This window comes from Paenibacillus pabuli NBRC 13638, from assembly GCF_001514495.1.
Lineage (GTDB): Bacteria > Bacillota > Bacilli > Paenibacillales > Paenibacillaceae > Paenibacillus > Paenibacillus pabuli.
In genome coordinates this window covers 60,764-85,498 of sequence record NZ_BCNM01000016.1, presented here as the reverse complement: position 1 = coordinate 85,498, position 24,735 = coordinate 60,764, and the positions used below count along the sequence as shown (strand labels likewise).

At 47.0% G+C, this 24,735-nt stretch carries 20 protein-coding genes and 1 pseudogene; 20 read left to right on the top strand and 1 reads right to left on the bottom strand.

The genetic code is table 11. From position 1 onward, the window contains the following. The first annotated feature begins 306 nt into the window (after positions 1-306). From PPA03S_RS21040 to PPA03S_RS20960, 17 genes are all read left to right on the top strand, one after another. The gene (locus PPA03S_RS21040) at positions 307-2,004 is read left to right on the top strand and encodes an ABC transporter substrate-binding protein (RefSeq protein WP_062325931.1); all 1,698 of its coding nucleotides are present in this window, start codon (positions 307-309) and stop codon (positions 2,002-2,004) included. A 319-nt stretch (positions 2,005-2,323) separates the two neighbouring features. Next, a complete protein-coding gene (locus PPA03S_RS21035; RefSeq protein WP_411835338.1) occupies positions 2,324-4,021 on the top strand; it encodes an ABC transporter substrate-binding protein in 1,698 nt (565 codons plus the stop codon). Between the two features lie 266 nt (positions 4,022-4,287). After that, positions 4,288-6,669: a glycoside hydrolase family 95 protein gene (locus tag PPA03S_RS21030; RefSeq protein ID WP_062325929.1), complete on the top strand. Its 2,382-nt coding sequence runs from the start codon at positions 4,288-4,290 to the stop codon at positions 6,667-6,669. Positions 6,670-6,685: 16 nt separating this feature from the next. Continuing rightward, positions 6,686-8,032, top strand: coding sequence for a GH1 family beta-glucosidase (locus PPA03S_RS21025; protein ID WP_062325927.1), 1,347 nt, complete (start codon positions 6,686-6,688; stop codon positions 8,030-8,032). Between the two features lie 318 nt (positions 8,033-8,350). Continuing rightward, a complete protein-coding gene (locus PPA03S_RS21020; RefSeq protein WP_024631414.1) occupies positions 8,351-8,614 on the top strand; it encodes a hypothetical protein in 264 nt (87 codons plus the stop codon). 317 nt (positions 8,615-8,931) lie between these two features. Continuing rightward, the gene (gene cyoA, locus PPA03S_RS21015) at positions 8,932-9,897 is read left to right on the top strand and encodes a ubiquinol oxidase subunit II (protein ID WP_062325925.1); all 966 of its coding nucleotides are present in this window, start codon (positions 8,932-8,934) and stop codon (positions 9,895-9,897) included. 21 nt (positions 9,898-9,918) lie between these two features. Then, a complete protein-coding gene (locus tag PPA03S_RS21010) occupies positions 9,919-11,889 on the top strand; it encodes a cbb3-type cytochrome c oxidase subunit I (RefSeq protein WP_062325924.1) in 1,971 nt (656 codons plus the stop codon). Then, positions 11,889-12,509, top strand: coding sequence for a cytochrome o ubiquinol oxidase subunit III (gene cyoC / locus PPA03S_RS21005; RefSeq protein WP_062325922.1), 621 nt, complete (start codon positions 11,889-11,891; stop codon positions 12,507-12,509). The genes PPA03S_RS21010 and cyoC overlap by 1 nt, the downstream gene beginning before the upstream one ends. Beyond that, positions 12,510-12,839 (top strand): cytochrome o ubiquinol oxidase subunit IV, encoded by a 330-nt coding sequence (cyoD, locus tag PPA03S_RS21000; protein ID WP_062325920.1) that lies wholly within the window; start codon positions 12,510-12,512, stop codon positions 12,837-12,839. A 132-nt stretch (positions 12,840-12,971) separates the two neighbouring features. Then, on the top strand, positions 12,972-13,178 hold the full coding sequence (locus PPA03S_RS20995; RefSeq protein ID WP_062325917.1) for an alpha-glucosidase C-terminal domain-containing protein: 207 nt from the start codon (positions 12,972-12,974) through the stop codon (positions 13,176-13,178). 250 nt (positions 13,179-13,428) lie between these two features. Continuing rightward, positions 13,429-14,433: a zinc-dependent alcohol dehydrogenase family protein gene (locus PPA03S_RS20990; protein ID WP_369691092.1), complete on the top strand. Its 1,005-nt coding sequence runs from the start codon at positions 13,429-13,431 to the stop codon at positions 14,431-14,433. Positions 14,434-14,603: 170 nt separating this feature from the next. Next, positions 14,604-15,443: a 5-dehydro-4-deoxy-D-glucuronate isomerase gene (gene kduI, locus PPA03S_RS20985; RefSeq protein WP_062326019.1), complete on the top strand. Its 840-nt coding sequence runs from the start codon at positions 14,604-14,606 to the stop codon at positions 15,441-15,443. A gap of 36 nt (positions 15,444-15,479) precedes the next feature. After that, positions 15,480-16,238 (top strand): DeoR/GlpR family DNA-binding transcription regulator, encoded by a 759-nt coding sequence (locus tag PPA03S_RS20980; protein ID WP_062326018.1) that lies wholly within the window; start codon positions 15,480-15,482, stop codon positions 16,236-16,238. Positions 16,239-16,320: 82 nt separating this feature from the next. Further along, positions 16,321-17,073: a 2-dehydro-3-deoxy-D-gluconate 5-dehydrogenase KduD gene (gene kduD / locus PPA03S_RS20975; protein ID WP_062325913.1), complete on the top strand. Its 753-nt coding sequence runs from the start codon at positions 16,321-16,323 to the stop codon at positions 17,071-17,073. Between the two features lie 38 nt (positions 17,074-17,111). Continuing rightward, positions 17,112-17,957, top strand: coding sequence for a sugar phosphate isomerase/epimerase family protein (locus PPA03S_RS20970; RefSeq protein ID WP_062325912.1), 846 nt, complete (start codon positions 17,112-17,114; stop codon positions 17,955-17,957). Between the two features lie 247 nt (positions 17,958-18,204). Further along, positions 18,205-19,512, top strand: a complete 1,308-nt coding sequence (locus tag PPA03S_RS20965; protein WP_062325910.1) for a homocysteine synthase — start codon at positions 18,205-18,207, stop codon at positions 19,510-19,512. Between the two features lie 367 nt (positions 19,513-19,879). Next, positions 19,880-21,892, top strand: a complete 2,013-nt coding sequence (locus PPA03S_RS20960; RefSeq protein ID WP_062325907.1) for a heavy metal translocating P-type ATPase — start codon at positions 19,880-19,882, stop codon at positions 21,890-21,892. Between the two features lie 229 nt (positions 21,893-22,121). Here PPA03S_RS20960 and PPA03S_RS20955 read toward each other — a convergent pair whose 3' ends face one another. Further along, positions 22,122-22,853 (bottom strand): ZIP family metal transporter, encoded by a 732-nt coding sequence (locus PPA03S_RS20955; protein WP_062325905.1) that lies wholly within the window; start codon positions 22,851-22,853, stop codon positions 22,122-22,124. Between the two features lie 253 nt (positions 22,854-23,106). Between PPA03S_RS20955 and trxB the strand changes: the two genes are divergently transcribed. The 3 genes and pseudogenes from trxB to PPA03S_RS34525 form a co-directional block, all read left to right on the top strand. Further along, the gene (gene trxB, locus PPA03S_RS20950; RefSeq protein WP_062325903.1) at positions 23,107-24,048 is read left to right on the top strand and encodes a thioredoxin-disulfide reductase; all 942 of its coding nucleotides are present in this window, start codon (positions 23,107-23,109) and stop codon (positions 24,046-24,048) included. Positions 24,049-24,108: 60 nt separating this feature from the next. Then, positions 24,109-24,339 carry a glutaredoxin family protein gene (locus tag PPA03S_RS20945; protein WP_056693307.1) on the top strand — a complete coding sequence of 77 codons (231 nt, stop codon included), beginning with the start codon at positions 24,109-24,111 and terminating at the stop codon, positions 24,337-24,339. A 196-nt stretch (positions 24,340-24,535) separates the two neighbouring features. Beyond that, a pseudogene (locus tag PPA03S_RS34525) lies at positions 24,536-24,692 on the top strand (IS1182 family transposase); the annotation flags it as partial. Positions 24,693-24,735 lie beyond the last annotated feature (43 nt).

Genomic DNA, 24,735 nt, shown 5'->3' with positions numbered 1-24,735 from the left:
CTAAAAAACGTTTTCAATTTTACATATTCACTATTGACAAGGAGTTGGGGAGGTATTATTATTCAAATATGAAAGCACTTTCATTGCTGATGTATCAAGCCTTGTACACTAATATTTCAGTCCCAGAGAGTAGTCATTGATTCCGTTAAATGATGGATGAAGAGAGTAATCTAACTTGAATTTAGAAAACGCTTTTTATGTTACAATATCAAACGTTTTACAAATCGAAATCACCTGATTACGGTATGTGCAGGTCAGCCTGTTCTACAATAGATAGCTTCATCTTATCCATAAGGGGGATTACACATGAAGGGCAAAACACCAAAAACATTCGCAATGCTTCTGTTAGCCAGCGCTCTTGCTATTACAGCAGGTTGTGGCGGCGGAGGAACTACGGCTTCAGAGACACCAACGGACACAGGAGATACCACCAGTCCAGTCACCTTTACGTTCTTTGGTGCTGACGCAAGTCCAAACTGGAACAAGATGAAGGACGCAGTCGGCCAAGAAATTACGAAACAAACAGGTGTTACCATTGAGGCCGAGTATGATGTGAATAATGGCGGGGACCAGAAGATACCTTTGATGGTTGCCAGCGGTGATTACCCTGATATTATCTATCCTAAAGGTAATTTGTCTAAGCTTGTGGATGCAGGTGCGATGCTTGACCTGACAGATCTGATTGACAAATATGCACCAAATCTGAAGAAAATCTATGGGGACCAGATGAACCGGCTGAAATACAGTTTGGAAGATCAGGCCATTTACACGATCCCAACAAACATGGGTGTAGATAATGTATCGTTTGATGCAACAGGCGGATTTGAGATTCAGCAGAAGGTATTGAAAGAACTCGGTTATCCGGAAGTGAAAACGCTTGAGGATTACGAGAATGTATTGAAAGAGTATGTGAAAAAGCATCCGACGATTGACGGTCAGCCGACCATTCCATTAACGCTGAATGCTGATGACTGGAAAATTATGATTACGGTAACGAACCCAGCCTTCCAAGCAACGGGTGGTCCGGATGACGGAGAATATTACATTAACCCTGAAACCTATGAAGCAATGCTGCACTACAAACGTCCAGAGGAGAAGGAATACTTCCGCTGGTTGAACAAAATGTACAATGAAGGAATTCTCGACAAAGATACATTTGTTCAGAAGGATGACCAATATAAATCCAAAATTGCCAGTGGACGTGTACTGGGTCTGATTGATCAGGAATGGAACTATGGCGAAGCTGAGAACGCTATGAAATCAGTGAACAATGGCGAGAATACGTACGCTCACTTCTCTGTTTCACTCAATAATGATATTGTGGATCATACGTTCCAACCAACCGGATTTGATGGATATGGTATCGGGATTTCCACTTCCGCCAAAGATCCGGTGCGGATTATCAAATTCATGGATTGGCTCGCATCAGATGAAGGCCAGGTGTTGAGAAACTGGGGAATTGAAGGTCAGCACTACAACGTTGAAGATGGCAAACGTGTCATTCCTCAGGATGTGCAGGACCGCAAAACGAATGAAAACTCAGCTTTCACCAAAGAAACAGGGATCGGAATGTACAACATTTTCAGTGCAAGATATGGGGATGGTGTAAAAGATTCCACGGACAATTACTACACAACGAACTTCCCAGAGCAGATCCAGGCAGGGTATACTGCTGCAGAGAAAGAAACGTTGAAAGCATATGGAATTACAACATGGAAAGATTTCTATCCTTCTGAAGAGGATTTGAAGTTGAAAGATTGGGGCGCGGCCTATAACATGCCAGTACCTTCGGATACGGATTATAATGTAACGTTCCAGAAAACACAGGATATTGTCCGTAAACGGATTCCTGAAGCCATCCTGGCCAAACCTGAGAACTTCGACAAAGTTTATGATGATCTCCTGGCTGAACTTGATAAAGCAGGCGCAGTAGAGATGGAGAAACAATATACCGTTTGGATCAAAGAACGTGTAGCTCTGTGGACAGGTAAAGACGTGAAATAATAGTGAAAATAAGGCATAATGTATGATCATTTTCATTGCGAGAAAGGTCCCTCCAAAGGGACCTTTTTTGTTGTTGACGAAAGGGGTCGGATAGCATATAATCTTTAATGTAAGCACTTTCAGTAAGCGTTTTAAATCATTTTACGAAAACGTTTTACATTGTTAGAAGAACATGTATTGATTCAATACTGGAACTTTGTTTTGTTTACAGAAAGCCGCAATTTTCAATATCGAAAGCGCATTCAAAAAAAGTGGTATCCTCAGGCTTCAAGCCTGTTATACAGATAAAACCTTCATAAATAATAGGGGGAACTAGACAATGAGAGGCAAAATGAAAGGCAATACACCCAAGACGTTTGCAATGTTGATGCTCGCAAGTGCAATGCTGGTTACAGCTGGCTGCGGAAATTCGGGAAGTAAAGAGACCACGGAGTCCAGTGGAACCGATCCGGTTACTATTACTTTCTTTGGCGCGGATGCAAGTCCAACCTGGAACAAGATGCAGGATGCAGTAGGTAAAGAGATTACGAAGCAAACAGGCGTTACAATTGAAGCTGAGTATGATGTGAACAATGGTGGCGACCAGAAAATTGCACTTATGGCGGCCAGCGGTGATTACCCTGATATCGTTTTCCCAAAAGGTAACTTGTCTAAACTAGTAGATGCAGGGGCTATGCTTGACCTGACGGATCTGATTGAGGAGCATGCTCCAAACTTGAAAAAAATCTATGGGGACCAGATGAACCGGCTGAAATACAGTTTGGATGATCAGGCCATTTATACGATCCCAACCAATATGGGTGTAGATAATGTTGCGTTTGACGCTACAGGCGGTTTCGAGATTCAGCAAAAGGTATTGAAAGAGCTCGGATACCCTGAAGTGAAAACGCTGGAGGATTACGAGAATGTATTGAAAGAGTATGTGAAAAAACATCCGACGATTGACGGTCAGCCGACCATTCCATTAACGCTGAATGCCGATGACTGGAAAATCATGATTACGGTAACGAACCCAGCCTTCCAGGCGACGGGAGCACCGGATGATGGCGAATATTATATCAATCCTGAAACGTATGAAGCGATGCTGCACTACAAACGTCCAGAGGAGAAGGAATACTTCCGCTGGTTGAACAAAATGTATAATGAAGGACTGCTGGACAAAGATACATTTGTCCAAAAGGATGACCAATATAAGTCCAAAATCGCAAGTGGTCGTGTACTCGGTCTGATTGACCAGGAATGGAATTATCAAGAAGCTGAAAATGCACTCAAATCAGCGGGCAAAGATGACAGCACATATGCTCACTTCTCTGTATCCCTGAACAAGGACATCGTGGATCACACGTTCCAGCCAACCGGATTTGATGGATATGGTATCGGGATCACAACTTCTGCCAAAGATCCGGTTCGCATTATCAAATTTATGGACTGGCTTGCTTCGGACGAAGGCCAGGTGTTAAGAAACTGGGGTATTGAAGGCCAACACTACAATGTAGAGAATGGTCAACGGGTGATCCCTCAAGATATTCAAGATCGCAAAACGAATGACAACTCTAACTTCACCAAAGAAACAGGAATCGGAATGTATAACGTGTTTAGTGCGAGATACGGTGATGGCGTGAAAGATTCCACGGATAACTATTACACAACAAACTTCCCTGAGCAGATCCAGGCTGGCTATACTGCTGCAGAGAAAGAAACGTTGAAAGCATATGGCATTACAACATGGAAAGAATTTTATCCTTCTGAAGATGATTTGCAGCTGAAAGACTGGGGCGCAGCATACAACATGCCTGTTCCTTCAGGTACAGATTATGAGGTAACGTTCCAGAAAACACAGGATATCGTTCGCAAACGTATCCCTGAAGCCGTTCTTTCCAAACCGGAAGACTTCGATAAAGTATATGATGGTTTCCTGGCTGAGCTGGACAAAGCGGGTGCAGTGGAAATGGAGAAACAGTACACCGTTTGGGTTAAGGATCGTGTCTCCCTGTGGACCGGAAAAGACGTTAAATAATGTAGGTTATAGTAAATATGTCGAAAACCAAAAGAAGGCCCTGATAAAGGGTCTTTTTTTGGTTTTTATGTGATGTTTAACATTGACGCATATTTCGAAATCCAATATAATTTTCTTACTGTAAGCACTTTCAGATGCACATGCTTTAAATATGAATGGAAAGAGCATAAGTCCAAAAAGAATCGCAATATATGCTATTTTATCAATTTTTCGAAAACGTTTTAGTTTCAGTAATAAAAGAACTACTTACGAACAGGAGTTTATCTATGTCCTCATTGAATAAGACAACAAAGCAAAATCGCCTGTGGTATCGCCAACCTGCGACCCGGTGGGAAGAGGCGCTACCGATTGGGAATGGTCGCCTTGGCGGCATGGTGTACGGTGGAGCAGCGGATGAACAAATCCAGCTAAATGAGGATACATTGTGGTCCGGATTTCCACGTGACACCATTCAGTACAGCAGCCAGCGTTACCTGAAGCAGACTCGTGAACTGATCATGTCTGGGCAATACAGCGAAGCTGAAGAATTGCTGAACCGAGAAATGCTGGGACGTGATGTGGAAGCTTATCAGCCGATGGGTCACTTTAAGTTGCAGCATGATGAACTAAATGGGATTTCGTACGATGAATTTGAGCGGGAGCTTAATCTCAACACCGGCACCGCTACGACGAAGTATTCGTATAAAGGGATTCAGTATGTGCGTGAGGTATATGCCAGTGCACCGGATGACCTTATGGTCTGTACCGTAGCTGCTGATCGGGAGGGAGCCGTAAACGTCAGCGTTACGTTGGACAGTCCACATCCTTATCACGTTGAGGCTTCGGGCGATGCACTTACACTGTTCAGTCGCTGTCCGAGTCATGTTGAATCGAATTATTTCAGGGATCATCCGGAGTCTGTCATCTATGAAGAAGATCGGGGAACGGCTTATGCTGTGCGAATAGCTGCCACTGCCAAAGGCAAGCAGGCTATGATATCGATTATAGATGGGAAACTGCAGGTTCATGGAGCGGATCAGGTTACTTTTTATTTGGCGGCGGTAACTTCGTTTGAACGCTATGATGTGGTGCCCGTGAAAGAGGGCGTGTTGCTGGAAGAGGAATGCAGCGATGTAATTACCAAAGCGATGACTCAAGGTTCGGAAGTCCTTCGTGAACGACATGTAAAAGACCATAATGCCTTATTTTCACGCGTTACCATTGATCTCGGTGCATCAGCCAATGAAGAATTGCCTACAGATGAACGGCTGCGAGCTTATCAAGCTGGCGCGAATGATCCCGGCCTGGAGGCCCTTTATTTTCAATATGGCAGATATCTGTTAATGGGCAGTTCACGTCAGGGAAGCCAACCTGCCAATCTGCAGGGAATCTGGAACCATCAGGTGGAGCCGCCCTGGCACAGTGATTACACGATCAACATTAATACCGAGATGAATTACTGGCCGGCAGAAGTATGCAATCTGAGTGAATGCCATGAACCTTTGTTTGGCATGTTGGAAGATTTAAGCCATACGGGGAGAAGAACGGCACGCATTTTGTACGGAGCCCGCGGTTGGACAGCTCATCATAATGTGGATATCTGGAGAACAACCACGCCTACAGGTGGAGACGCTAGCTGGGCATTCTGGCCGATGGGCGGGGTGTGGCTGACTTCACATCTATGGGAGCACTATCAGTTCACCCAAGATCGGCAATTTCTCGCGGAACGTGCCTATCCCATCATGAAGGAAGCCGCGCTCTTCTGTCTGGATTGGCTGGTGGAGGGACCGGACGGTTATCTGGTTACTGCTCCATCGACCTCTCCGGAGAACAAGTTCCTCACCGAGGAAGGTGAAGCTCGCAGTATTTCCATGGCTTCGACGATGGATATGACATTGATTCGTGAATTGTTCAATCGTTGCATCGAGACGACCCGATTGCTGGATGTGGATCAGGAATTGGCGAATGATTGGAGCAAGGCACGCAGCAAACTCTTTCCATTCCAAATAGGAAGTGAGGGTCAGCTCCAGGAGTGGTTTAAGGATTTTGCCGAATCCGAACCGGGGCATCGACACGTCTCCCATCTGTATGGTCTATATCCGGGAGAGCAGATCAATCGGTTGCACACGCCTGAATTGACGGAAGCGGCACGGGTGTCACTTGAACGTCGAATCTCACAAGGCGGCGGGCATACGGGCTGGAGCTGTGCCTGGTTGATTAATCTGTATGCGCGATTGCTGGATAGCAACCTGGCACATCAGTTTGTACGCACGCTGCTGGCCCGATCCACCCATCCCAATCTGTTCGATGACCATCCACCATTTCAGATCGATGGCAACTTTGGAGGTACTGCGGGCATTGCCGAGATGCTGTTACAAAGCCATTTGGGAGAGATACATCTGCTGCCGGCGCTGCCTGAACAATGGGCTAACGGCAGTGTGGAGGGGCTGCGTGCACGAGGAGCCTACACGGTGGCCATTCAATGGACCGAAGGCAGAATTGCAAATGCAGATATTAAGGCTGATTGGAGTGGCTCCGTGACTATTCGCAGTGCATATCCATTGCGAGTGGCAGGAAACGAGCAGTCCACAGCACAGCTCACCCCTCAGGGTGATTATGTAATGATTTTAACCATGACCGCAGGACAGACGATCCGCGTGTCATCATGAGACGGAGGAGAAACCCATGACCATTTTTCAGTTTCCGCAAGATTTCCGCTGGGGAACAGCAACAGCTTCATATCAGATAGAAGGCGCAGCGCAAGAAGGGGGACGCGGGGTGTCCATCTGGGATACGTTTGCCCGTACGCCTGGTAAAGTATTTAATGGAGACAATGGGGATGTGGCTTGTGACAGCTACCACCGCTACGAGGAAGACATCGAGTTGATGAAAAAGCTTGGGATCAATACCTACCGATTCTCCATTGCATGGCCTCGTATCATCCCGGATGGAGACGGCGAGATCAATCGTGAAGGCTTGGACTTTTATCATCGATTCGTTGATAAGCTGCTCGAAGCAGGGATTGAACCATTCTGTACGTTATATCACTGGGATCTGCCACAGACCCTTGAAGACATCGGGGGCTGGGGGAATCGCAGAACAGTGGATGCTTTTGTGAAATATGCAGAGGTGATCTTCAAGGAATTCTCCGGCAAAATTAATCTCTGGCTGACGTTCAATGAACCATGGTGTATTGCATTCTTGTCCAACCTGCTTGGTATTCATGCGCCAGGAAACAAAGATCTGCAAACGTCAATCAATGTCGCACATGGATTGCTTGTTGCACACGGAAAAGCAGTACAATCCTTCCGTCGCCTGGGAACAACAGGACAGATCGGAATTGCACCAAACGTGTGCTGGGCTGAGCCGTACAGCAAATCTCCTGAGGATCAGGCTGCCTGCGACCGTTCTATTGCACTCAATACGGATTGGTTCCTGGATCCGATCTATAAAGGTTCATATCCACAATTTCTGGTGGACTGGTTTGCGGAAGCGGGCGCTACCGTACCCATTCAGGAAGGCGATATGGAGATCATCTCGCAACCGATTGACCTGCTGGGAATTAACTATTACACGATGGGCATCAATCGTTTCAATCCGGAAGCAGGTGCTTTGCAATCCGAAGAAGTGGACATGGGGCTGACCAAGACGGATATTGGTTGGCCAGTGGAGTCACGAGGCTTGTATGAGTTCATGCATTACTTGCAAAAATATGGGAATGTGGATGTCTATATTACAGAGAACGGCGCGTGCATTAACGATGATTTGGAAAACGGCAAAATCAATGATGATCGCCGGATTGCATATTATGAGCAGCATCTGGCCCAAATCCATCGGATTATCAATGACGGGATTAACTTAAAAGGGTACATGGCTTGGTCGCTGATGGACAATTTTGAGTGGGCAGAGGGATACCGCATGCGTTTTGGTCTGGTGCATGTGGATTATCGTTCGCTGGTAAGAACACCAAAGGAAAGCTTTTACTGGTATCAAAGTGTCATTAGAAATAATTGGCTGGAAATACGCAATTAGTCTGTATCCTCCAGGTGAATTAAAGGAGACGGTTGTTTCGGGAAATCCGATACGCCGTCTTTTTTGTTTTATTATTTAAGGTGTGACACATAAGTTCATGAAGGTTTCATACGGATCGACTGTTCTTTGTTATGAAGAGGCCATTTTGGGGTTATAAGAAGTAAGGAAGAAACAATCAGGCGCTTGTCAACAGTTGAAATGCAAATAAAGTGTCCAAATTGCGAAGAAAATTTGAACATTTGTTGACTAAAAATCATACTGATGTGGTATATTGGTATAAGGAAAGCACTTACAAAAAGGGAAAAGGAAGTGTTTACTATGGCATCGAAGACAGCAATGGTAAGCCAATTGGAGCGCAAAGACAAAAATATGCGGCGCGCAGTGTTAACGATGACAGTTCTGGCTTGGATTGCTCTAATAACAGGAGTAGTCATGTGCCTGATCAATCTGAATGATTTTAATGATCGCAACCTCGGCTTAATGGTGGGTATCGGATTTTTGGTCGGCAGTGTATTTATTTATGTCATTGCCAAATCGATTGGACTTGTTCATACACGCCGGGAAGACGAAGGCGCCGATTAAATAATCTTGCGTTAATTCGTTCATAATAAGACTGGATGAGCACCCGGAATCCCAGTCAATAAAGCCCTTTGCGGATTCGTTGATACTGTTCAACGGGACTGCAAAGGGTTTTATTTTGTGACTTGAAGTGTAAAGATTACAATGAGGAAATATCAAGTGTGCAAGCGATTTGTGAGAAAAAATTCACACATTTGAGATGCAAAATCGACAAATTTGTTAACAAGAACAAAAAACTTGCTCATTTCTGATATCTTTAGAAGGAAGAGAGTAGTATACTGTTTTTTCAGTATGAGCGAATTTAAGGAGAGGGGATCAAGATGAACAAGAAACCTAGGTCGCTAATTCGGATAATCATTCCGGTTGTCCTGACGTTGGTTACAATTGCATTGATTGTCTGGCCAATGCTGGCAGGCGGACAGTACGTTGTTCTGGATCCGAAGGGGCCCATCGGCTCTTCGCAGAGAGATTTGATTGTCATTTCGACAATTCTTTGTGCAATTGTTATTGTGCCTGTATTGATTTTGTCTGCTGTAATTGTATGGCGTTACCGCGACAAACCGGACAATAAAGCTGCATATGAGCCTAACTGGGCTCACAGCACCAAAGCGGAGGCTATTTGGTGGACTGTTCCGATTATTATTATTGGGCTGCTTGCGATTGTAACCATTCGCTACACCTATGATCTGGAACCTTCGAAACCACTGGCTTCTGAGAAAGCACCGGTAACCATTCAAGTATCTTCACTGGACTGGAAATGGCTGTTTATGTATCCGGAGCAAGGTATTGCAACGGTCAACACGTTGAATATCCCGGCAGACCGGCCCGTAAAATTTGAGCTCACCGCGGATTCACCGATGAACTCGTTCTGGATTCCGCAGCTTGGTGGACAAATTTATACAATGTCGGGTATGGCGATGACCTTGTACTTGCAAGCTGATCATGAAGGTCAATATTGGGGTTCAGGTGCCAACTTTACCGGGGAACACTTCGCCCAAATGCGTTTTGATGTGAATGCGACATCGGAGGAAGACTTCGATAAATGGGTGAGTGATGTGAAACAGCAATCCCAGCCACTGACACAAGAGACGTACAACACGCTGGCAGAACCGGGAACAAGCAATGTTGCTTATTATTCTTCTTTCCCAGAAGGTCTGTTCCAGGATATCGTGACCAAGTACGTTATTGACGGTCAAGGTGCTCACAGCAAGCATGGCGGAAGCTCGGATGAAGCTTCAGGCGCCAAAGAAAGTACTACACAGGACGTGGACAAGAGTGCTAACTAAAGATTTGAAAGGAGGCCCCCAATGTTAGAGAGACTTAAGGAGTTTGCATCGGAATTTTTCGTAACCGGTGATCCGCTGATTTATGGTGCGGACGTGGCGATCGGAATTACGATGATTACCATCGTAGCGGTGCTGACTTATTTCAAAAAATGGGGCTGGCTCTGGCGTAACTGGTTAACTACCGTCGATCACAAAAAGATCGGTATTATGTATATCATTGCTTCCATAATCATGCTGTTCCGTGGTGGTGTGGATGCACTGATGATGCGTCTTCAGCTGGCCATGCCTAACATGGATTTCTTACATCCCGAGCATTATAATCAGGTCTTTACGACGCATGGTACGATCATGATTCTATTCATGGCGATGCCATTTATGTTCGGTTTGTTTAACGTTATTGTACCGCTTCAAATAGGAGCAAGGGACGTTGCGTTCCCGTTCCTGAATGCACTGAGCTTCTGGTTATTTTTCCTGGGAGCAATGCTGTTTAACCTGTCCTTCGTTATCGGTGGTTCACCGGACGCAGGCTGGCTCAGTTATCCGCCTTTATCGGAGCTATCGCATAGCCCGGGGGTGGGACAGAACTTCTATATATGGGGTATTCAGATTTCGGGTATCGGTTCCCTGGCTACCGGTATCAACTTCCTGGTTACCATCATTAAAATGCGTGCGCCAGGCATGAAATGGATGAAAATGCCGATGTTTACATGGTCGGTATTCTCCACTTGTATTATCATTCTGTTTGCTTTCCCAATCTTGACCGTGACACTTGCATTGCTCTTCCTCGACAGGTTTGCCGGGGCGCATTTCTTCACGCTTGATCTGGGTGGTAATCCGATGATGTATATCAACTTGATCTGGATGTGGGGTCACCCTGAGGTATACATTGTAGTCTTGCCGGCATTCGGTGTGTTCTCCGAGATTGTAAGTACCTTCTCGAGGAAAAAACTGTTTGGTTACAAATCGATGGTATTTGCGATGCTGATCATTAGCTTCCTGTCCTTCTTTACATGGGCGCATCACTTCTTCACGATGGGTTCGGGAGCGGACGTTAATGCATTCTTCGCTGTAACCACGATGTTGATAGCCATACCAACAGGGGTTAAGATATTTAACTGGCTGTTTACGATGTATCGAGGAAGGATACGCATGGCCACTCCAATGATGTGGACCATTGCCTTTATTCCGTGCTTTATTGTCGGGGGGATGACAGGGGTACTGTTGTCTGTTGCTCCTGCTGACTTCCAGTTCCACAACAGTTACTTCCTGATTGCCCACTTCCACCAAGTACTGATTGGTGGCGTAGTCTTCGGATACTTCGCAGGTCTGTACTACTGGTGGCCTAAAATGTTCGGTTTCCAACTTGAAGAGAAACTGGGCAAATGGGCATTCTGGACTTGGAATATTGGTTTCTATGTCTGCTTCATGCCGCAGTACGCTGTTGGCTTGATGGGTATGACACGTCGTCTGAGCACCTACGGCTGGGATACCGGCTGGTGGGAATTGAACTTCGTATCCACCATCGGGGCTTTCCTGATGGGTGTCGGATTCCTGTTCCAGGTTGCGCAAATTGCAGACGGTATTCGCAAATACAAATCACTCAAAGCTTCGGCTGATCCATGGGATGGACGTACGCTCGAGTGGTCGATTCCTTCACCAGCTCCTGAATACAACTTCGCCGTTACACCGCGCGGAGATGATGTTGATGAGTGGTGGGAAGAGAAAGAACGTCGTGCCAAAGGCATCTATCCACCAGAACAGCCGCTTGAGCCGATTCATATGCCTAAAAATTCCGCGATTCCGTTCGTTATGTCGGTCTTCTGGTTTATCGCTGGTTTCGGCTTTGTATTCGGATGGCTATGGATGGCGATTCTTGGACTCGCCGGTGTAGGGATCTGCATGATCGCCCGTTCATTCTCATACGATACGGATTATTACATTCCGGTCGACGAAATTAAGCGTACCGAAGCGTCGTTAAGGGGGTCGGTATAATGGCTCAAGCAGCCGCTAAGCACGGTGAGAATCATGCACATGGTCATGACCATGGCCATCATGATCCACAAGAGCTGAAAATACTCGGATTCTGGTTCTTCCTGATTTCCGACGTTATCCTGTTCTCCGTATTGTTCGCAACCTTTATTGTGTTGCGTGACAATACGGCGGGCGGACCTATATTGTCTGATTTAATCAAAATGCCTGGCGTTATTGCAGAGACATTTATCTTGCTGACAAGTTCATTTACAAGCGGACTTGCGGTCCTGGCAATGAACCAAGGTAAAGTCAAACAACTGATCAGTTGGCTGGTCGTTACTGCTGTTCTTGGTGCGAGCTTTATCGCCCTGGAAGTAACGGAGTTTGTTGAGATGGTCCATGAAGGATTCAGTTACACGACGAGTGCTGCTTCCGGTGCATTCTTCACCCTTGTGGGAACTCACGGACTTCACGTATCGCTCGGTCTGATCTGGATGATCGGTCTGATGCTCCAACTGAAAAAACGTGGAATTACCGATGTAACTCGCGGTAAAATCAACGTGATCAGCTTGTACTGGCACTTCTTGGACGTCGTCTGGATTTTCCTCCTGTCGGTCGTCTATCTGATGGGGGTGATGTAGATGGCAGAACATAACTCACATGAATCCCATGGCCACGAGCAGCATGGTTCACTCAAGTCCTATGTCATCGGCTTCATTCTGTCCGTCGTCCTCACAATCATCCCACTTGTGGTGGTTCTGAATGATATGATGGGCAGAACAGCTACACTGGCTGTTGTGTTGGTAACAGCTGCACTTCAGTTCGTGGTTCAACTCTTCTTCTTCATGCATATCCGTGAAACGGAAAAACCACGCTGGAATGTTATGGCTCTGATTTTCGGTCTATTGATCATGCTGACCATCGTAATTGGTTCTGTCTGGATCATGTTGAACAACACAGTTGCCCATTAATATTTGAATAGAGAACTCCCGACCTTGGTTTAAGGTCGGGAGTTTTTTTGTCATAAAACAGGGAGCAACACAATTGAAACTAAATTATTGCCGCAAGGTAATCTAATTGCCCTGTGTAAAACTCACGCGGTTATGGTTCTATGGAGATTACGTGACCAATCGGCAGGGGAAGAGCATGTATATGCATATAGCAGCAGTCTGGATGGGGAGACATGGCTTGTCATTCTCAATCATTCGGACCAGGAGCAGTCCTATCGTCTGCCGGCTTCATTCGCTGATCGAACCATGATGCCCGCCTGCTCATTGGTAATCTGGATCAGTCAACTTCCGATGAGGTGAGAGAAGGCAATATTCGTTTGCTTTCTTACGAGGCGCTTATTTATTCGTTAATAATACATCGCAAGATCACCAGAGCCTGGCGGGGATTTTTCCGTCAGGTTCTTTTTTTATCTTAACATTGGGGAGATGAGTGTTATATTCTTACAGAGCAATCAATTGTATTGTGATCTGTTATACGATCATTTGCAAAACGTTCTTCACTTCTTTCTTAGTAATAACGTTTACACTAACATATTTAATTCTAAGAAAAATGATTTTAGGAGATGCACTAATGAAGACTAAGGTTATACGTTATTATCGTTTCGGCGAGCCGAACGAAGTGCTGTGCATAGAGGAGAAGGAGCTTGTGCCCCCTGGCCCCGGTGAATTAGCGGTGAGGATGTGCGCTCGGCCTATTAATCCCTCAGATGTCATTCCTGTCCGTGGTGCATATCCGCATCGGACAACATTGCCAGCTGTACCTGGGTTCGAGGGAGTGGGGGTAGTAGAGGCGGTCGGGCCGGGAGTGTCCAATCAACTGTTGGGTCGACGCGTCTTACCGCTGAGAGGCGAGAACACATGGCAAGAGGTCGTGAAGACTTTGGATCGACATGCGATCATTGTGCCTGATGATATTGATGATCAATCGGCAAGTCAGATCTACATTAACCCGATCACAGCTTGGTTGATTTGTACGGATATACTTCATCTTACGTACGGCGATACCTTGATTGTCAATGCTGGTGGTTCCGCGATTGGGCGAATCTTCGCACAATTATCGAAGATTTTGGGATTTCGCATGATTGCGATCACAAGAAATGATCGCCATACTGCTGAGTTATACCGCCTTGGGGCAGTTTCAGTCGTGAATACGATGGAAGAGTTGCTGCAGGAGAGGATTGCAGAATTAACGGAGGGGCGTGGCGCTAATGCGGCCGTCGACTGTATCGGAGGGGCTGATGGAGAGCAACTCGTGAGTTGTATAAGGCCGTATGGCACGGTAATAAGCGTCGGACTGCTCTCGGGTATATCACCGTCATGGCATGAGATGACCCACGGAACGCAAGTTAATGTTAAACTCTTTTGGCTAAAGCATTGGGTAGAGCATTGTTCGCAACAACGATGGGAACAGGTATTCAAGGAAGTGATTGAGTTAATTCGGGGTGGGCGGCTATTGATGGCCAACATTGGGGCGACGTTTGAACTGGAATATGTGAAACAGGCCATTGCAACTGCTGAATCAAGCATCGAGGGAAAGGTTCTTTTATTAAGTTAGTGCAATAGATTGTAAAATTATCGCAGTATAGGATACTGTTCGTATTATGAGGTTAGCCAATAAATACTGGTTAGCCTTTTTTTATAAAAAAAAGGTACACAAAAGATACAAAATGAACTAAAATGAACTTATATGAACATTATCTGACTAACGAAAGGAATGGATTAATGATGCAAAACCGTTATGCTGCACACCCGAATGAAGTGAAAAACTATGATACATCCCGTCTTCGTGAGGAATTCCTGATGGAGCAATTGTTTGCAACAGATGAATTGGTAACCGTTTACTCTCATGTAGATCGTTATGTTGTAGGAACGGCTGTACCTCAAAGCAAGGATATCGCACTTGAAGTAAATCTGAAGGATATCGGAACGAGCTTTTTCCTGGAACGTCGTGAAATCGGTATCATTAATGTTGGAGGCCACGGAACCGTAACAGCCGACGGACAAGGATACGAGATTGGTGCGAAGGAATGCCTGTATATCGGAAGAGGTGTGAAAGAGGTTGTATTCAAGAACAGCGGTAACGACCAGCCTGCTCAGTTTTATTTTGTATCCACACCGGCGCACCATACGTACCCTACGCAAAAGGCTACTCAGGAGCAGGCTCAACCGAACCATCTGGGCAGTATCGAAAGCTCGAATGAACGGACGATCTACCGTTATATCCACCAGGGAGAAGGCGGTATCCAGAGCTGTCAGCTGGTGATGGGTATTACAGAACTTGACAAGGGCAACATGTGGAATACGATGCCAGCACATACTCACAATCGCCGCTCCGAAGTATACTTGTATTGGAATTTGCCGGAAGATGGCGTTGTGTTCCATATGATGGGCGAGCCAAACGAAACACGGCATCTAGTTGTTCGTGACCGTCAGGCCATCATCTCTCCAAGCTGGTCGATCCATAGTGGTGTCGGTACAAGCAGCTATACCTTCTGTTGGGCAATGGCTGGTGAAAACCAGACGTTCGAGGATATGGACGGCGTGGCGATGAAGGACCTGAAATAGCGCGTAAATTCCAAAGAAACAGGAAGTTGATCTATGATGAATCCATTGAAAAGACATGAAAAAATTATGGAGGCTCTGCTGGAGCGACAGGAAGTTACCGTCAGTGATCTAAGTGAGCTGTTGCAGGTGACGGGCAAGACTGTACGGGAGGATCTCGATAAGCTGGAAAGCATGGGATTGCTCGTGCGTGTCCATGGGGGTGCGATGCTGGCTCAGAACGACCAGTATGGTATCCTCACAAGTCGAGGGGCTACGGAAAAGCATCACTCGGAGAAAACGGAGATTGCCGAGCGAGCCCTGGCTTATATCCGCCCAGGAGATATTGTTGCGCTGGATGGTGGAAGCACCACGCTGGAGATGGCGAAGCGCATGGACAATCAACCCATTACCGTGGTTACCAATGATCTGTTCATTATTGCTGAGCTGACCAAAAAGGAGCAGGTGCGACTGGTTGTGCCCGGCGGAGCAAGAGTGCGCAATATGCTGGTGGGAGACGACACGGCGTCCTTCATATCCGGTCTCAATATTCACAAAGCGTTTATCTCAACGACAGCACTTCATCCAGAATTTGGACTTTCCATATATACAGGAGATTTGGTACCCCTGAAAAAGGCAATGATTTCTGCCTCGCAGCAGGTCTACGGCGTCGTGGATCATTACAAATTCGGACAATTTGCCCTTCGGACCTTTGCGCACTGTTCAGAGCTGGATTGCATCATCAGCGACAGTCGCCTGGATGAGGAGACAGCAGCGCTGTATAGGCAAAACGGGATCAAAGTGGATTATCAGAGCTGATCTTCAGTTCCCCAGTGTTTACGTGACTGCCGAGGCTGAAGAACACGGTTTGCAACCCAATAACCATGCGGAGGAATCATTCATGAACCCATTTGATTTAAGCGGACAAGTTGCACTTGTCACTGGTACATCAGGAGGTCTGGGGCAAGGAATGGCGATAGGCCTTGCTGAAGCCGGGGCGGATGTTGTGCTGGTCTCCTACTCCAATCCATCGGAAACAGCGCGTGCCATTGAGGCTCTCGGGCGCAAAGCGTATGTGATTGAAGCTGATTTGAGCCGTGAGGACGAACTGACCGGTGTGTTTGAAAAGGCGTTAGCCTTTCAAGGGAGAATTGATATTCTGGTCAACAATGCGGGGATTATTCGTCGTACACCTGCAGCTGATCATGGTCAACAGGATTGGCATGATGTCATTGGACTTAACCTGAATACGGTATTTTTCCTGAGCCAGTTGGCTGGCAGACATATGATTGAACGGGGAAGCGGCAAGATCATTAACATTGCATCCATGCTGTCCTATCAAGGCGGAATTAACGTTCCTGGATATACGGCCAGCAAGCATGGGGTTGCCGGGTTAACGAAAGCACTCGCGAATGAATGGGCAGGCAAAGGCGTTCAGATCAACGGGATAGCACCAGGCTATATGGAAACAGACAATACCACTCAGATTCGCGCCGATGAGAACCGTTACCGTGACATTACAGCACGGATTCCGGCTGGACGCTGGGGAACACCTGAGGATCTGAAAGGCCCGGTCGTATTCCTGGCATCGGCGGCTTCGGATTATTTGAATGGTCACATTCTGAATGTGGATGGCGGCTGGATGGCTCGTTAAAACCCTGTCAGCAATCCGACTGTAAAGGAGGCAGTGACATGAAACTTGGTATTCTTGCACATACGTTTGGCAAGCAGCCTACAGTACAGCTTGCACAGACTATTGCGGACAACGGGTTCAATTCGGTACAGCTGGCATTAGCCAAGGCCTTATCGGATGTGGATTCGGCCAATGGCAAGCTGAGCCCGGGGCTTGCGAATGAGATCGGAGATCAATTTGCCCAGCGAGGGGTCAAGATTGCGGTACTAGGGTGCTACATCAACCCAATTGATCCTGATCCTGTGCGCCGACGTGCAGACATTGATCGATTCAAGGAACATCTGCGTTATGCCCGCGATTTCGGTTGCAGCATGGTAGCAACGGAGACAGGGGACCTGGGTACGTATCGTGACACTCATCCGGCTGGATATGAAGAAAAGGCGTGGACGGTGCTGCGGGAGACGGTAGAGGAACTGGCGGAAGAGGCGGAAAAGTGGGGTGTTCATGCGGCGATTGAGCCTGTATCTACCCATACACTTCATACGCGTGAGCATATGACCCGGCTGTTTGAAGAAATTCCTTCATCCAATCTGGGCATGCTGTTCGATCCTTGTAATCTGATCAAGCAGCCCCATGTGGCCGATCAGTCTGCATTCCTGCGGGAAGTGATGGAAACGCTGTATCAGCGTATCATTGTCATTCATGCCAAAGATGTGGCTTTCAATGCGCAGGGTGAGAAGTTCAATCCGGTGCCGGGTGAGGGCATCCTGGATTATCCGTTATTTTTTGAACTATTGAAAACCTATAAACCACACATCGATATTTCACTAGAAGGGGTGACGGCGGAAGAAGCGGTCCCGGCAGCCCAACATTTACGTGAGATATGGAGTGGGGTTCGGGTATAGTTGGTAAAAATATCTGGTAGTCATCCAACAGATGATGGTTACCCAACCTCAAAAAACCTTTGCTCTTGCAAAGGTTTTTTGGTATAGCTACCTTATGGAATACATAATTAAACATTTCTCATCGGAAAAATCGGAAATATTTCTTTTCAAAAGCGACATCTTGTGAGAGAATATGGAAAACATACGCCACCATGTTATGACATCTAGGATCGTACCAAACGTATAAGATAAGGGAGGAAACAGATTTATGTCAAACGAACGTGAGCTTTCATTTGAAACATTGGCAATTCATGCAGGCCAGGAGATTGATCCGACCACCCACGCACGTGCTGTGCCGTTGTACCAAACAACATCCTACGGATTCCGTGATACGGAGCATGCAGCCAATCTGTTTGGATTGAAAGAGTTTGGCAATATCTATACACGTCTGATGAATCCGACGACGGACGTGTTTGAACAACGTATTGCTGCACTTGAGGGAGGTGCTGGTGCACTGGCTACCGCTTCCGGTCAGGCAGCGATTACGTTCTCCCTCTTAAACATCGCAGGTGCGGGAGATGAGATTGTTTCCGCAGCCAGTCTGTATGGGGGAACGTATAATCTGTTCTCAACCACACTACCGAAACTTGGACTGGATGTAAAGTTTGTAGATTCCAGTGATCCTGAGAATTTCCGGGCGGCGATTACGGAGAAGACCAAAGCATTATACGCTGAAACGATCGGTAACCCGCAGGGTAACATACTGGATATTGAAGCTGTAGCAGCGATCGCTCATGAACATGGCATTCCTTTGATTGTCGACAATACATTCCCGAGTCCATATCTGCTTCGTCCAATCGAGCATGGCGCTGATATTGTCGTTCATTCAGCGACCAAATTTATTGGCGGTCACGGTACCTCCATTGGTGGAGTTATTGTGGATAGCGGCAAATTCGACTGGAAAGCGAGTGGCAAGTTCCCGGGACTGACGGAGCCGGATTCCAGCTATCATGGCGTGGTGTATACGGAAGCGGTTGGACCGATTGCTTATATTATCAAAGCACGAGTACAATTGATGCGTGACCTCGGGGCACCGATCTCACCTTTCAATTCATGGCTGCTTATTCAAGGACTGGAGACGCTGCATCTGCGTGTCGAACGTCATAGCAGCAACGCACTGGCTGTGGCGCAGTATCTGGAGAAGCATGAGGATGTGGAATGGGTAAGCTACGCAGGTTTGCCGAGTCACCCGTCCTATGAGCTGGCACAGAAGTATTTGCCAAAAGGCCAGGGAGCCATTCTGACCTTTGGTATCAAAGGCGGGGTGGGTGCAGGACGCAAACTGATTGAGAATGTGAAACTGTTCTCCCACCTTGCGAACGTAGGTGACTCGAAGTCACTCATCATTCATCCGGCAAGTACGACGCACCAACAGTTGAGCGAAGATGAGCAGACCGCAGCAGGTGTTAATCCTGAGCTGATTCGTCTATCTGTGGGTACAGAGAATATCCAGGATATCCTCTATGACCTGGAGCAAGCCATTAAGGCTAGCCAGCAATCCAGTGTTACGGTCTAATTCATAACATGAATACTTGATCATCATCCGAGCCGCTTGTCCTTATGGACGAGTGGCTTTTTTGACTTTCCACCAACGACCAGCTAACCGTGAAAATACCCATTTACAAATACAGAGCACAGGCATATAATAAAGCAAAAGTTGTATTGGGTAAAAATAATTGCATAAGCACAAAAATGATTATCATTCTCATTCAAAATGATTTGAAAATCATTCAATAACCATGCTGCTGCGGGATTCCCGCAGCAGCATGTGTCATTTTTAGGGCATTAACAATGGCTCTCATTCTCAATACGACTTCAATACCGGGGACATGGACGCCGCAAAATCAATCCAGGTCCCCCATTCAGAAAGGACTGTGATTCATATGCAAGCGATACACCAACCCACTCAAACCCAAGCTAAAGCTGAACAGCGTTCAGCCAATACGCCTGGCTCAGGCCGGGGGCGCAAACAGGACTTTCGGGCCATGCTGCGCAACAAGGAAATGCAAGCTGCTCTAGGCAGTGGACTTTTGATGCTTCTCGCCTGGACAACGGCATCGTGGTCCAACCCGTTATCTGTACTTTTGTATATTCTTGCTTATACCATAGGTGGATGGACCAAGGCCAAAGAAGGCATAGAGACACTGGTCAGGGATCGTGATCTCGATGTGAATCTGCTCATGATTGCAGCATCGTTAGGAGCCGCCGCCATTGGCTACTGGAATGAAGGTGCCATGCTGATCTTTATTTTCGCGTTAAGTGGTGCGCTGGAAAGCTATGCAACGGAACGAAGTTATAAGGATATTTCATCCCTGTTGGCGCTCAAACCGGAAACGGCGCTGCGCATTGAGGACGGGAAGATGAACCATGTATCCATTGATGATTTGCAGCCGGGGGATCTGCTGCTGGTGAAACCAGGTGAACTGGTTCCGGCAGATGGTGTCGTGTACCGGGGGAGCTCTTTTATCAATCAGGCTACGATTACAGGGGAATCCTTACCGGTGGATAAAGTCGCTGGTGACGAAGTATATGCGGGTACCGTGAATGGCGAAGGTGCTTTATATGTAGAGGTAACCAAATCTGCTGAAGGATCGTTGTTTGGCAAAATCATTAAACTGGTAGAAGAAGCGCAGACGGAAGTGCCGGATTCCCAACGCTTTATTGAGCGATTTGAGGGGATCTACGCCCGGATTGTTGTTGCTGTAACAGTGGTGGTTATCGCGGGAGCACCGTTATTGCTTGGTTGGACATGGAATGAGGCTTTTTACAAAGCAATGGTCTTTCTGGTTGTAGCTTCACCTTGTGCCCTGGTTTCTTCGATTATGCCCGTCATGTTATCAGCCATGTCCAGCAGTGCGCGTCGCGGTATTCTCTTCAAGGGTGGCGCTCATGTGGAGAATATGGCCCAGACGCGGGTGGTTGCTTTTGATAAAACAGGCACATTGACGATGGGGACACCACAGGTGACCGATATTATACCGGCAGACGGGTATGAACGGACACAGTTATTGGGTACGGCAGCCGCGATCGAGAACCTTTCGATGCATCCACTGGCTCGGGCCATTGTGGAGCAGGCGACCAAGGAGGACATTGGACTCCCGATTGCTGAACAGGTTCAGGCTTTGACAGGCTGGGGTATTGAGGGGATAGTCAACGGCGTCCTCTGGAAAATTGGCAAAACGGATGAATTGGATACGCATCATATCAGTGAGGTAAGTAATGCCAATGATACAGAGAAGCAATGGGGTGCTTCTGATATGAACGATCTTACTATGTGGCGTGGGTTACGTGCCCAACTTGAGGGAGAAGGCAAGACCGTGTCGGTTATATCAGCGAATGGAGAAATGGCGGGTCTGATCGCGATGAGAGATACCGTACGCCCAGAAGCGGTCGCAGCGGTGAGAAAGCTGGAAACCATGGGTGTGAAGGTAGCCATGCTGACAGGCGATCGTCCCGAATCGGCCCAAGTAATTGCCCGTGAAACAGGCGTAAGCCTGGTATACGCAGGTTTGCTACCCGAAGACAAAGTGAAGCAGGTGCGTCTGCTGCGCGAACAGTACGGGCATGTGTTGATGGTTGGGGATGGTGTGAATGATGCACCTGCACTTGCAGCGGCAACAGTTGGCATGGGCATGGGTGTGTCAGGGAGCGGTACGGCATTGGAAGTAGCGGATGTTGTGCTGATGAATGACAATATTGAAGAGATCGCTTGGGTGATCAGGCAGGCCCGACGTGCACAGCGGACGGTGAAGCAGAATATACTTTTTGCCATCACGGTAATTCTGGTTCTAATCGCAGGCAATTTCTTACAAGATGTTGCAATACCATTGGGTGTGGTAGGCCATGAGGGCAGCACGATTCTGGTTATTCTAAATGGGCTGAGGTTGCTTCGATAACAAGGCTGGGTAAATGTGCTGCCGAATCATGGCATTTGTGCCATTGCAATCGATTTTAGAGGTTACGGCAAGGTGGGATCTTGGCTGGCCTTTACAGATCATTCCAACTATTTCATTGAATCTTCATTTGTGAACAAACAAAGAACCTGGAAGTCAGCGAGGGCTGTTCTTTCAGGTTTTTTGCCGTCTATTGTCGTGTTTATGTGGGAGCTGCTCTTTGTTCTTTCCATTAAAAGAGTTCAGTCAAGCCAATCATCGTGATCAGTCCGAGCAAAAAGGAAACCGTTGCCGCCCGTGCATTGCCGTCGCCGTGACTTTCGGGAATCAGTTCCTTGTACACGATGAACATCATCGCACCCGCTGCAAAGGCAAGACCATAAGGAACGAGACCGGAAACCAAACTGCTCAGTGTGTAACCAATCATAGCAGTAATAATCTCTACCGCCCCCGTCAGAGTTGCTATACCGAGCGCCTTGAAGCGACCAATGTTCTGATTTACAAGGAAGAGGGCGACCAGAAATCCTTCTGGCGCATTTTGCAATCCAATGGAAAAGGCAATCAGATTGCCAAGTCCTGCGTCACTGCTCGCGTAGCTGACACCTACCGATAGCCCTTCGGGCAGGTTATGCATGGTGATGGCTGCAATGATCATGAAGGCTTTGGCTTCAATTTTGAAAGGCATCTTCTCCGGGTTCTCCAGATCCACATGGGGAATCTTCATCTCCAGCACAAGTAGGACCATGCTGCCCAGCATAATACCAAGGGCAAGTACAAACAGATTGGATTGCCCGAGCGCTTCCGGAATGAGATTGTACACCGAGGCAGAGGTCATGATGCCTGCTGCGTAAGCAAGCAAAATATCACGCAGACGGTGGGTGACTTTACGCATAAATAGAATAGGTATGGCCCCAAGGCCGGTAGACATGGCTGAGATAAAGCTGCCAATGAGTGCATCGTTCATGCTTCCATTTTCCCTCCTGATGAAGACTTCTTCATAATCGCTGCCGAGCATTGACACCGTACATAAAAGAGATCATAATGAACAACAGATTAGAATGATTATAAATTAGAATTCCGTTTCTGCATAGGTTAATTGTCATAACGGGCAGATCATGTGGACATGATGTAGGCTTTCGTTCTAGTGTATGCAAAAGCATTTGCTTTTGATGCCGGAGTGCCTGACCTTTTTGCAGAACCCGGGGGAGGAACTATACATGTATAAATCAATTATTATTGGAACAGGCCCTGCAGGGCTGACAGCAGCAATCTATCTGGCACGTGCCAACTTGAACCCACTCGTTATTGAAGGACCGCAACCTGGTGGTCAACTGACAACAACAACTGAGGTGGAGAACTTCCCAGGTTTCCCTGATGGTATAATGGGTCCTGAACTGATGGATAATATGCGTAAACAAGCGGAACGCTTCGGCGCAGAATTCCGTACAGGCTGGGTAAACAACATCGATATGAGTGAGCGTCCATTCAAAATTCAGGTTGAAGGCATGGGTGAACTCGTAGCGGAAACCTTGATCCTGTCTACTGGTGCATCAGCCAAATACCTCGGTATTCCTGGCGAAGAAACGAATGTGGGCCGTGGTGTCAGCACATGTGCGACATGTGACGGATTCTTCTTCCGTAACAAAGAAATCATTGTCATCGGTGGTGGTGACTCTGCCCTTGAGGAAGCAAGCTTCCTGTCCCGTTTCGGTTCCAAAGTAACCCTGGTTCACCGTCGTGAAGAACTGCGTGGTTCCAAAATTATGCAGGATCGTGCACGCAGCAACGAGAAAGTGGAAATGGCATTGAACCGTACCCCGCTTGAAGTAATCGCAGGCGACAATGGGGTTACTGGATTGAAAGTATTGAACAACGCAACGGGTGAAGAAGAAATCATTCCGGCAAGCGGTGTGTTCGTAGCGATTGGTCACACACCAAACACCGGATTCCTGGGTGGACAGATTACAACGGACGAACACGGTTATATCCTAACTACACCAGGCACATCCGAAACCAATATCCCAGGCGTATTCGCATGTGGTGACGTTCAGGATACACGTTACAAACAAGCGATTACAGCTGCAGGTAGCGGATGTATGGCTGCTATGGACACAGAGAAATACATTGAAAGCTTGGAGCACAGCGCAGTTGTTCTGTAAGGAAAAGCTGATTCCAAACAAACTATAGATTCATATAAAACCATATGAGGTGAATTAAACATGGAAAACGTAATTGTATACACATCAACCAACTGCCCGAACTGCAAATCGGTAAAAAGCTTCCTGGCTGACAAAGGTATCGCTTATGAAGAGCGTAACATCGAAACTAGCGACGAGTTTGCTCAACAAGTATGGGACATGGGCGTACGTGCCGTACCTCTGACTGTTATTGGTGAACACCGCATTCTGGGAATGAACAAAACCCAATTTGCCAAAGCGTTGGACGCTTAATTTCCCTCTATAGGGTAAGTTTAAGTCACATGCAGCTATTCCGGTTCGCGCGAGCCGTTTGAATATATATTGGAGAAAGGGGCTGTCCCATAAGTCATAAATGGCTAGGGACAGCTCTGTTTTTAAAATAGAAAAACAAAAGAAACCGTGCTGCCCCGGCTGCAAAAATATGAACAGCAGATTGAAACTGCTGGTGGGTGGGCGCAGTAGTTACAGCAAAACCGATCCGGATGCTACGTTCATGCGAATGGAAAGAAGACCATATGCGAAATGGTCAACTGAAACCGGGATACCATGTACAGCTCGGAACGGAAAACCAGTTTGTTTTGGGCAACAGTGTCCACCAGCACCCACGGATACAAGCGATCGTCTAATACAGGACGTACCACAAAGAGA

What these genes read in the sequence shown, in the direction of transcription:
- cyoA (WP_062325925.1), top strand. Translation starts at nt 8,932, where the DNA reads ATGAACAAGAAACCTAGGTCGCTAATTCGGATAATCATTCCGGTTGTC.
- PPA03S_RS20980 (WP_062326018.1), top strand. Translation starts at nt 15,480, where the DNA reads ATGAATCCATTGAAAAGACATGAAAAAATTATGGAGGCTCTGCTGGAG.
- PPA03S_RS20960 (WP_062325907.1), top strand. Translation starts at nt 19,880, where the DNA reads ATGCAAGCGATACACCAACCCACTCAAACCCAAGCTAAAGCTGAACAG.
- PPA03S_RS20990 (WP_369691092.1), top strand. Translation starts at nt 13,429, where the DNA reads ATGATTTTAGGAGATGCACTAATGAAGACTAAGGTTATACGTTATTAT.
- PPA03S_RS20970 (WP_062325912.1), top strand. Translation starts at nt 17,112, where the DNA reads ATGAAACTTGGTATTCTTGCACATACGTTTGGCAAGCAGCCTACAGTA.
- PPA03S_RS21025 (WP_062325927.1), top strand. Translation starts at nt 6,686, where the DNA reads ATGACCATTTTTCAGTTTCCGCAAGATTTCCGCTGGGGAACAGCAACA.
- PPA03S_RS21035 (WP_411835338.1), top strand. Translation starts at nt 2,324, where the DNA reads ATGAGAGGCAAAATGAAAGGCAATACACCCAAGACGTTTGCAATGTTG.
- cyoC (WP_062325922.1), top strand. Translation starts at nt 11,889, where the DNA reads ATGGCTCAAGCAGCCGCTAAGCACGGTGAGAATCATGCACATGGTCAT.
- PPA03S_RS20965 (WP_062325910.1), top strand. Translation starts at nt 18,205, where the DNA reads ATGTCAAACGAACGTGAGCTTTCATTTGAAACATTGGCAATTCATGCA.
- trxB (WP_062325903.1), top strand. Translation starts at nt 23,107, where the DNA reads ATGTATAAATCAATTATTATTGGAACAGGCCCTGCAGGGCTGACAGCA.
- PPA03S_RS20955 (WP_062325905.1), bottom strand. Translation starts at nt 22,853, where the DNA reads ATGAACGATGCACTCATTGGCAGCTTTATCTCAGCCATGTCTACCGGC.
- PPA03S_RS20945 (WP_056693307.1), top strand. Translation starts at nt 24,109, where the DNA reads ATGGAAAACGTAATTGTATACACATCAACCAACTGCCCGAACTGCAAA.
- PPA03S_RS21030 (WP_062325929.1), top strand. Translation starts at nt 4,288, where the DNA reads ATGTCCTCATTGAATAAGACAACAAAGCAAAATCGCCTGTGGTATCGC.
- cyoD (WP_062325920.1), top strand. Translation starts at nt 12,510, where the DNA reads ATGGCAGAACATAACTCACATGAATCCCATGGCCACGAGCAGCATGGT.
- PPA03S_RS21010 (WP_062325924.1), top strand. Translation starts at nt 9,919, where the DNA reads ATGTTAGAGAGACTTAAGGAGTTTGCATCGGAATTTTTCGTAACCGGT.
- kduI (WP_062326019.1), top strand. Translation starts at nt 14,604, where the DNA reads ATGCAAAACCGTTATGCTGCACACCCGAATGAAGTGAAAAACTATGAT.
- PPA03S_RS20995 (WP_062325917.1), top strand. Translation starts at nt 12,972, where the DNA reads ATGGTTCTATGGAGATTACGTGACCAATCGGCAGGGGAAGAGCATGTA.
- kduD (WP_062325913.1), top strand. Translation starts at nt 16,321, where the DNA reads ATGAACCCATTTGATTTAAGCGGACAAGTTGCACTTGTCACTGGTACA.
- PPA03S_RS21020 (WP_024631414.1), top strand. Translation starts at nt 8,351, where the DNA reads ATGGCATCGAAGACAGCAATGGTAAGCCAATTGGAGCGCAAAGACAAA.
- PPA03S_RS21040 (WP_062325931.1), top strand. Translation starts at nt 307, where the DNA reads ATGAAGGGCAAAACACCAAAAACATTCGCAATGCTTCTGTTAGCCAGC.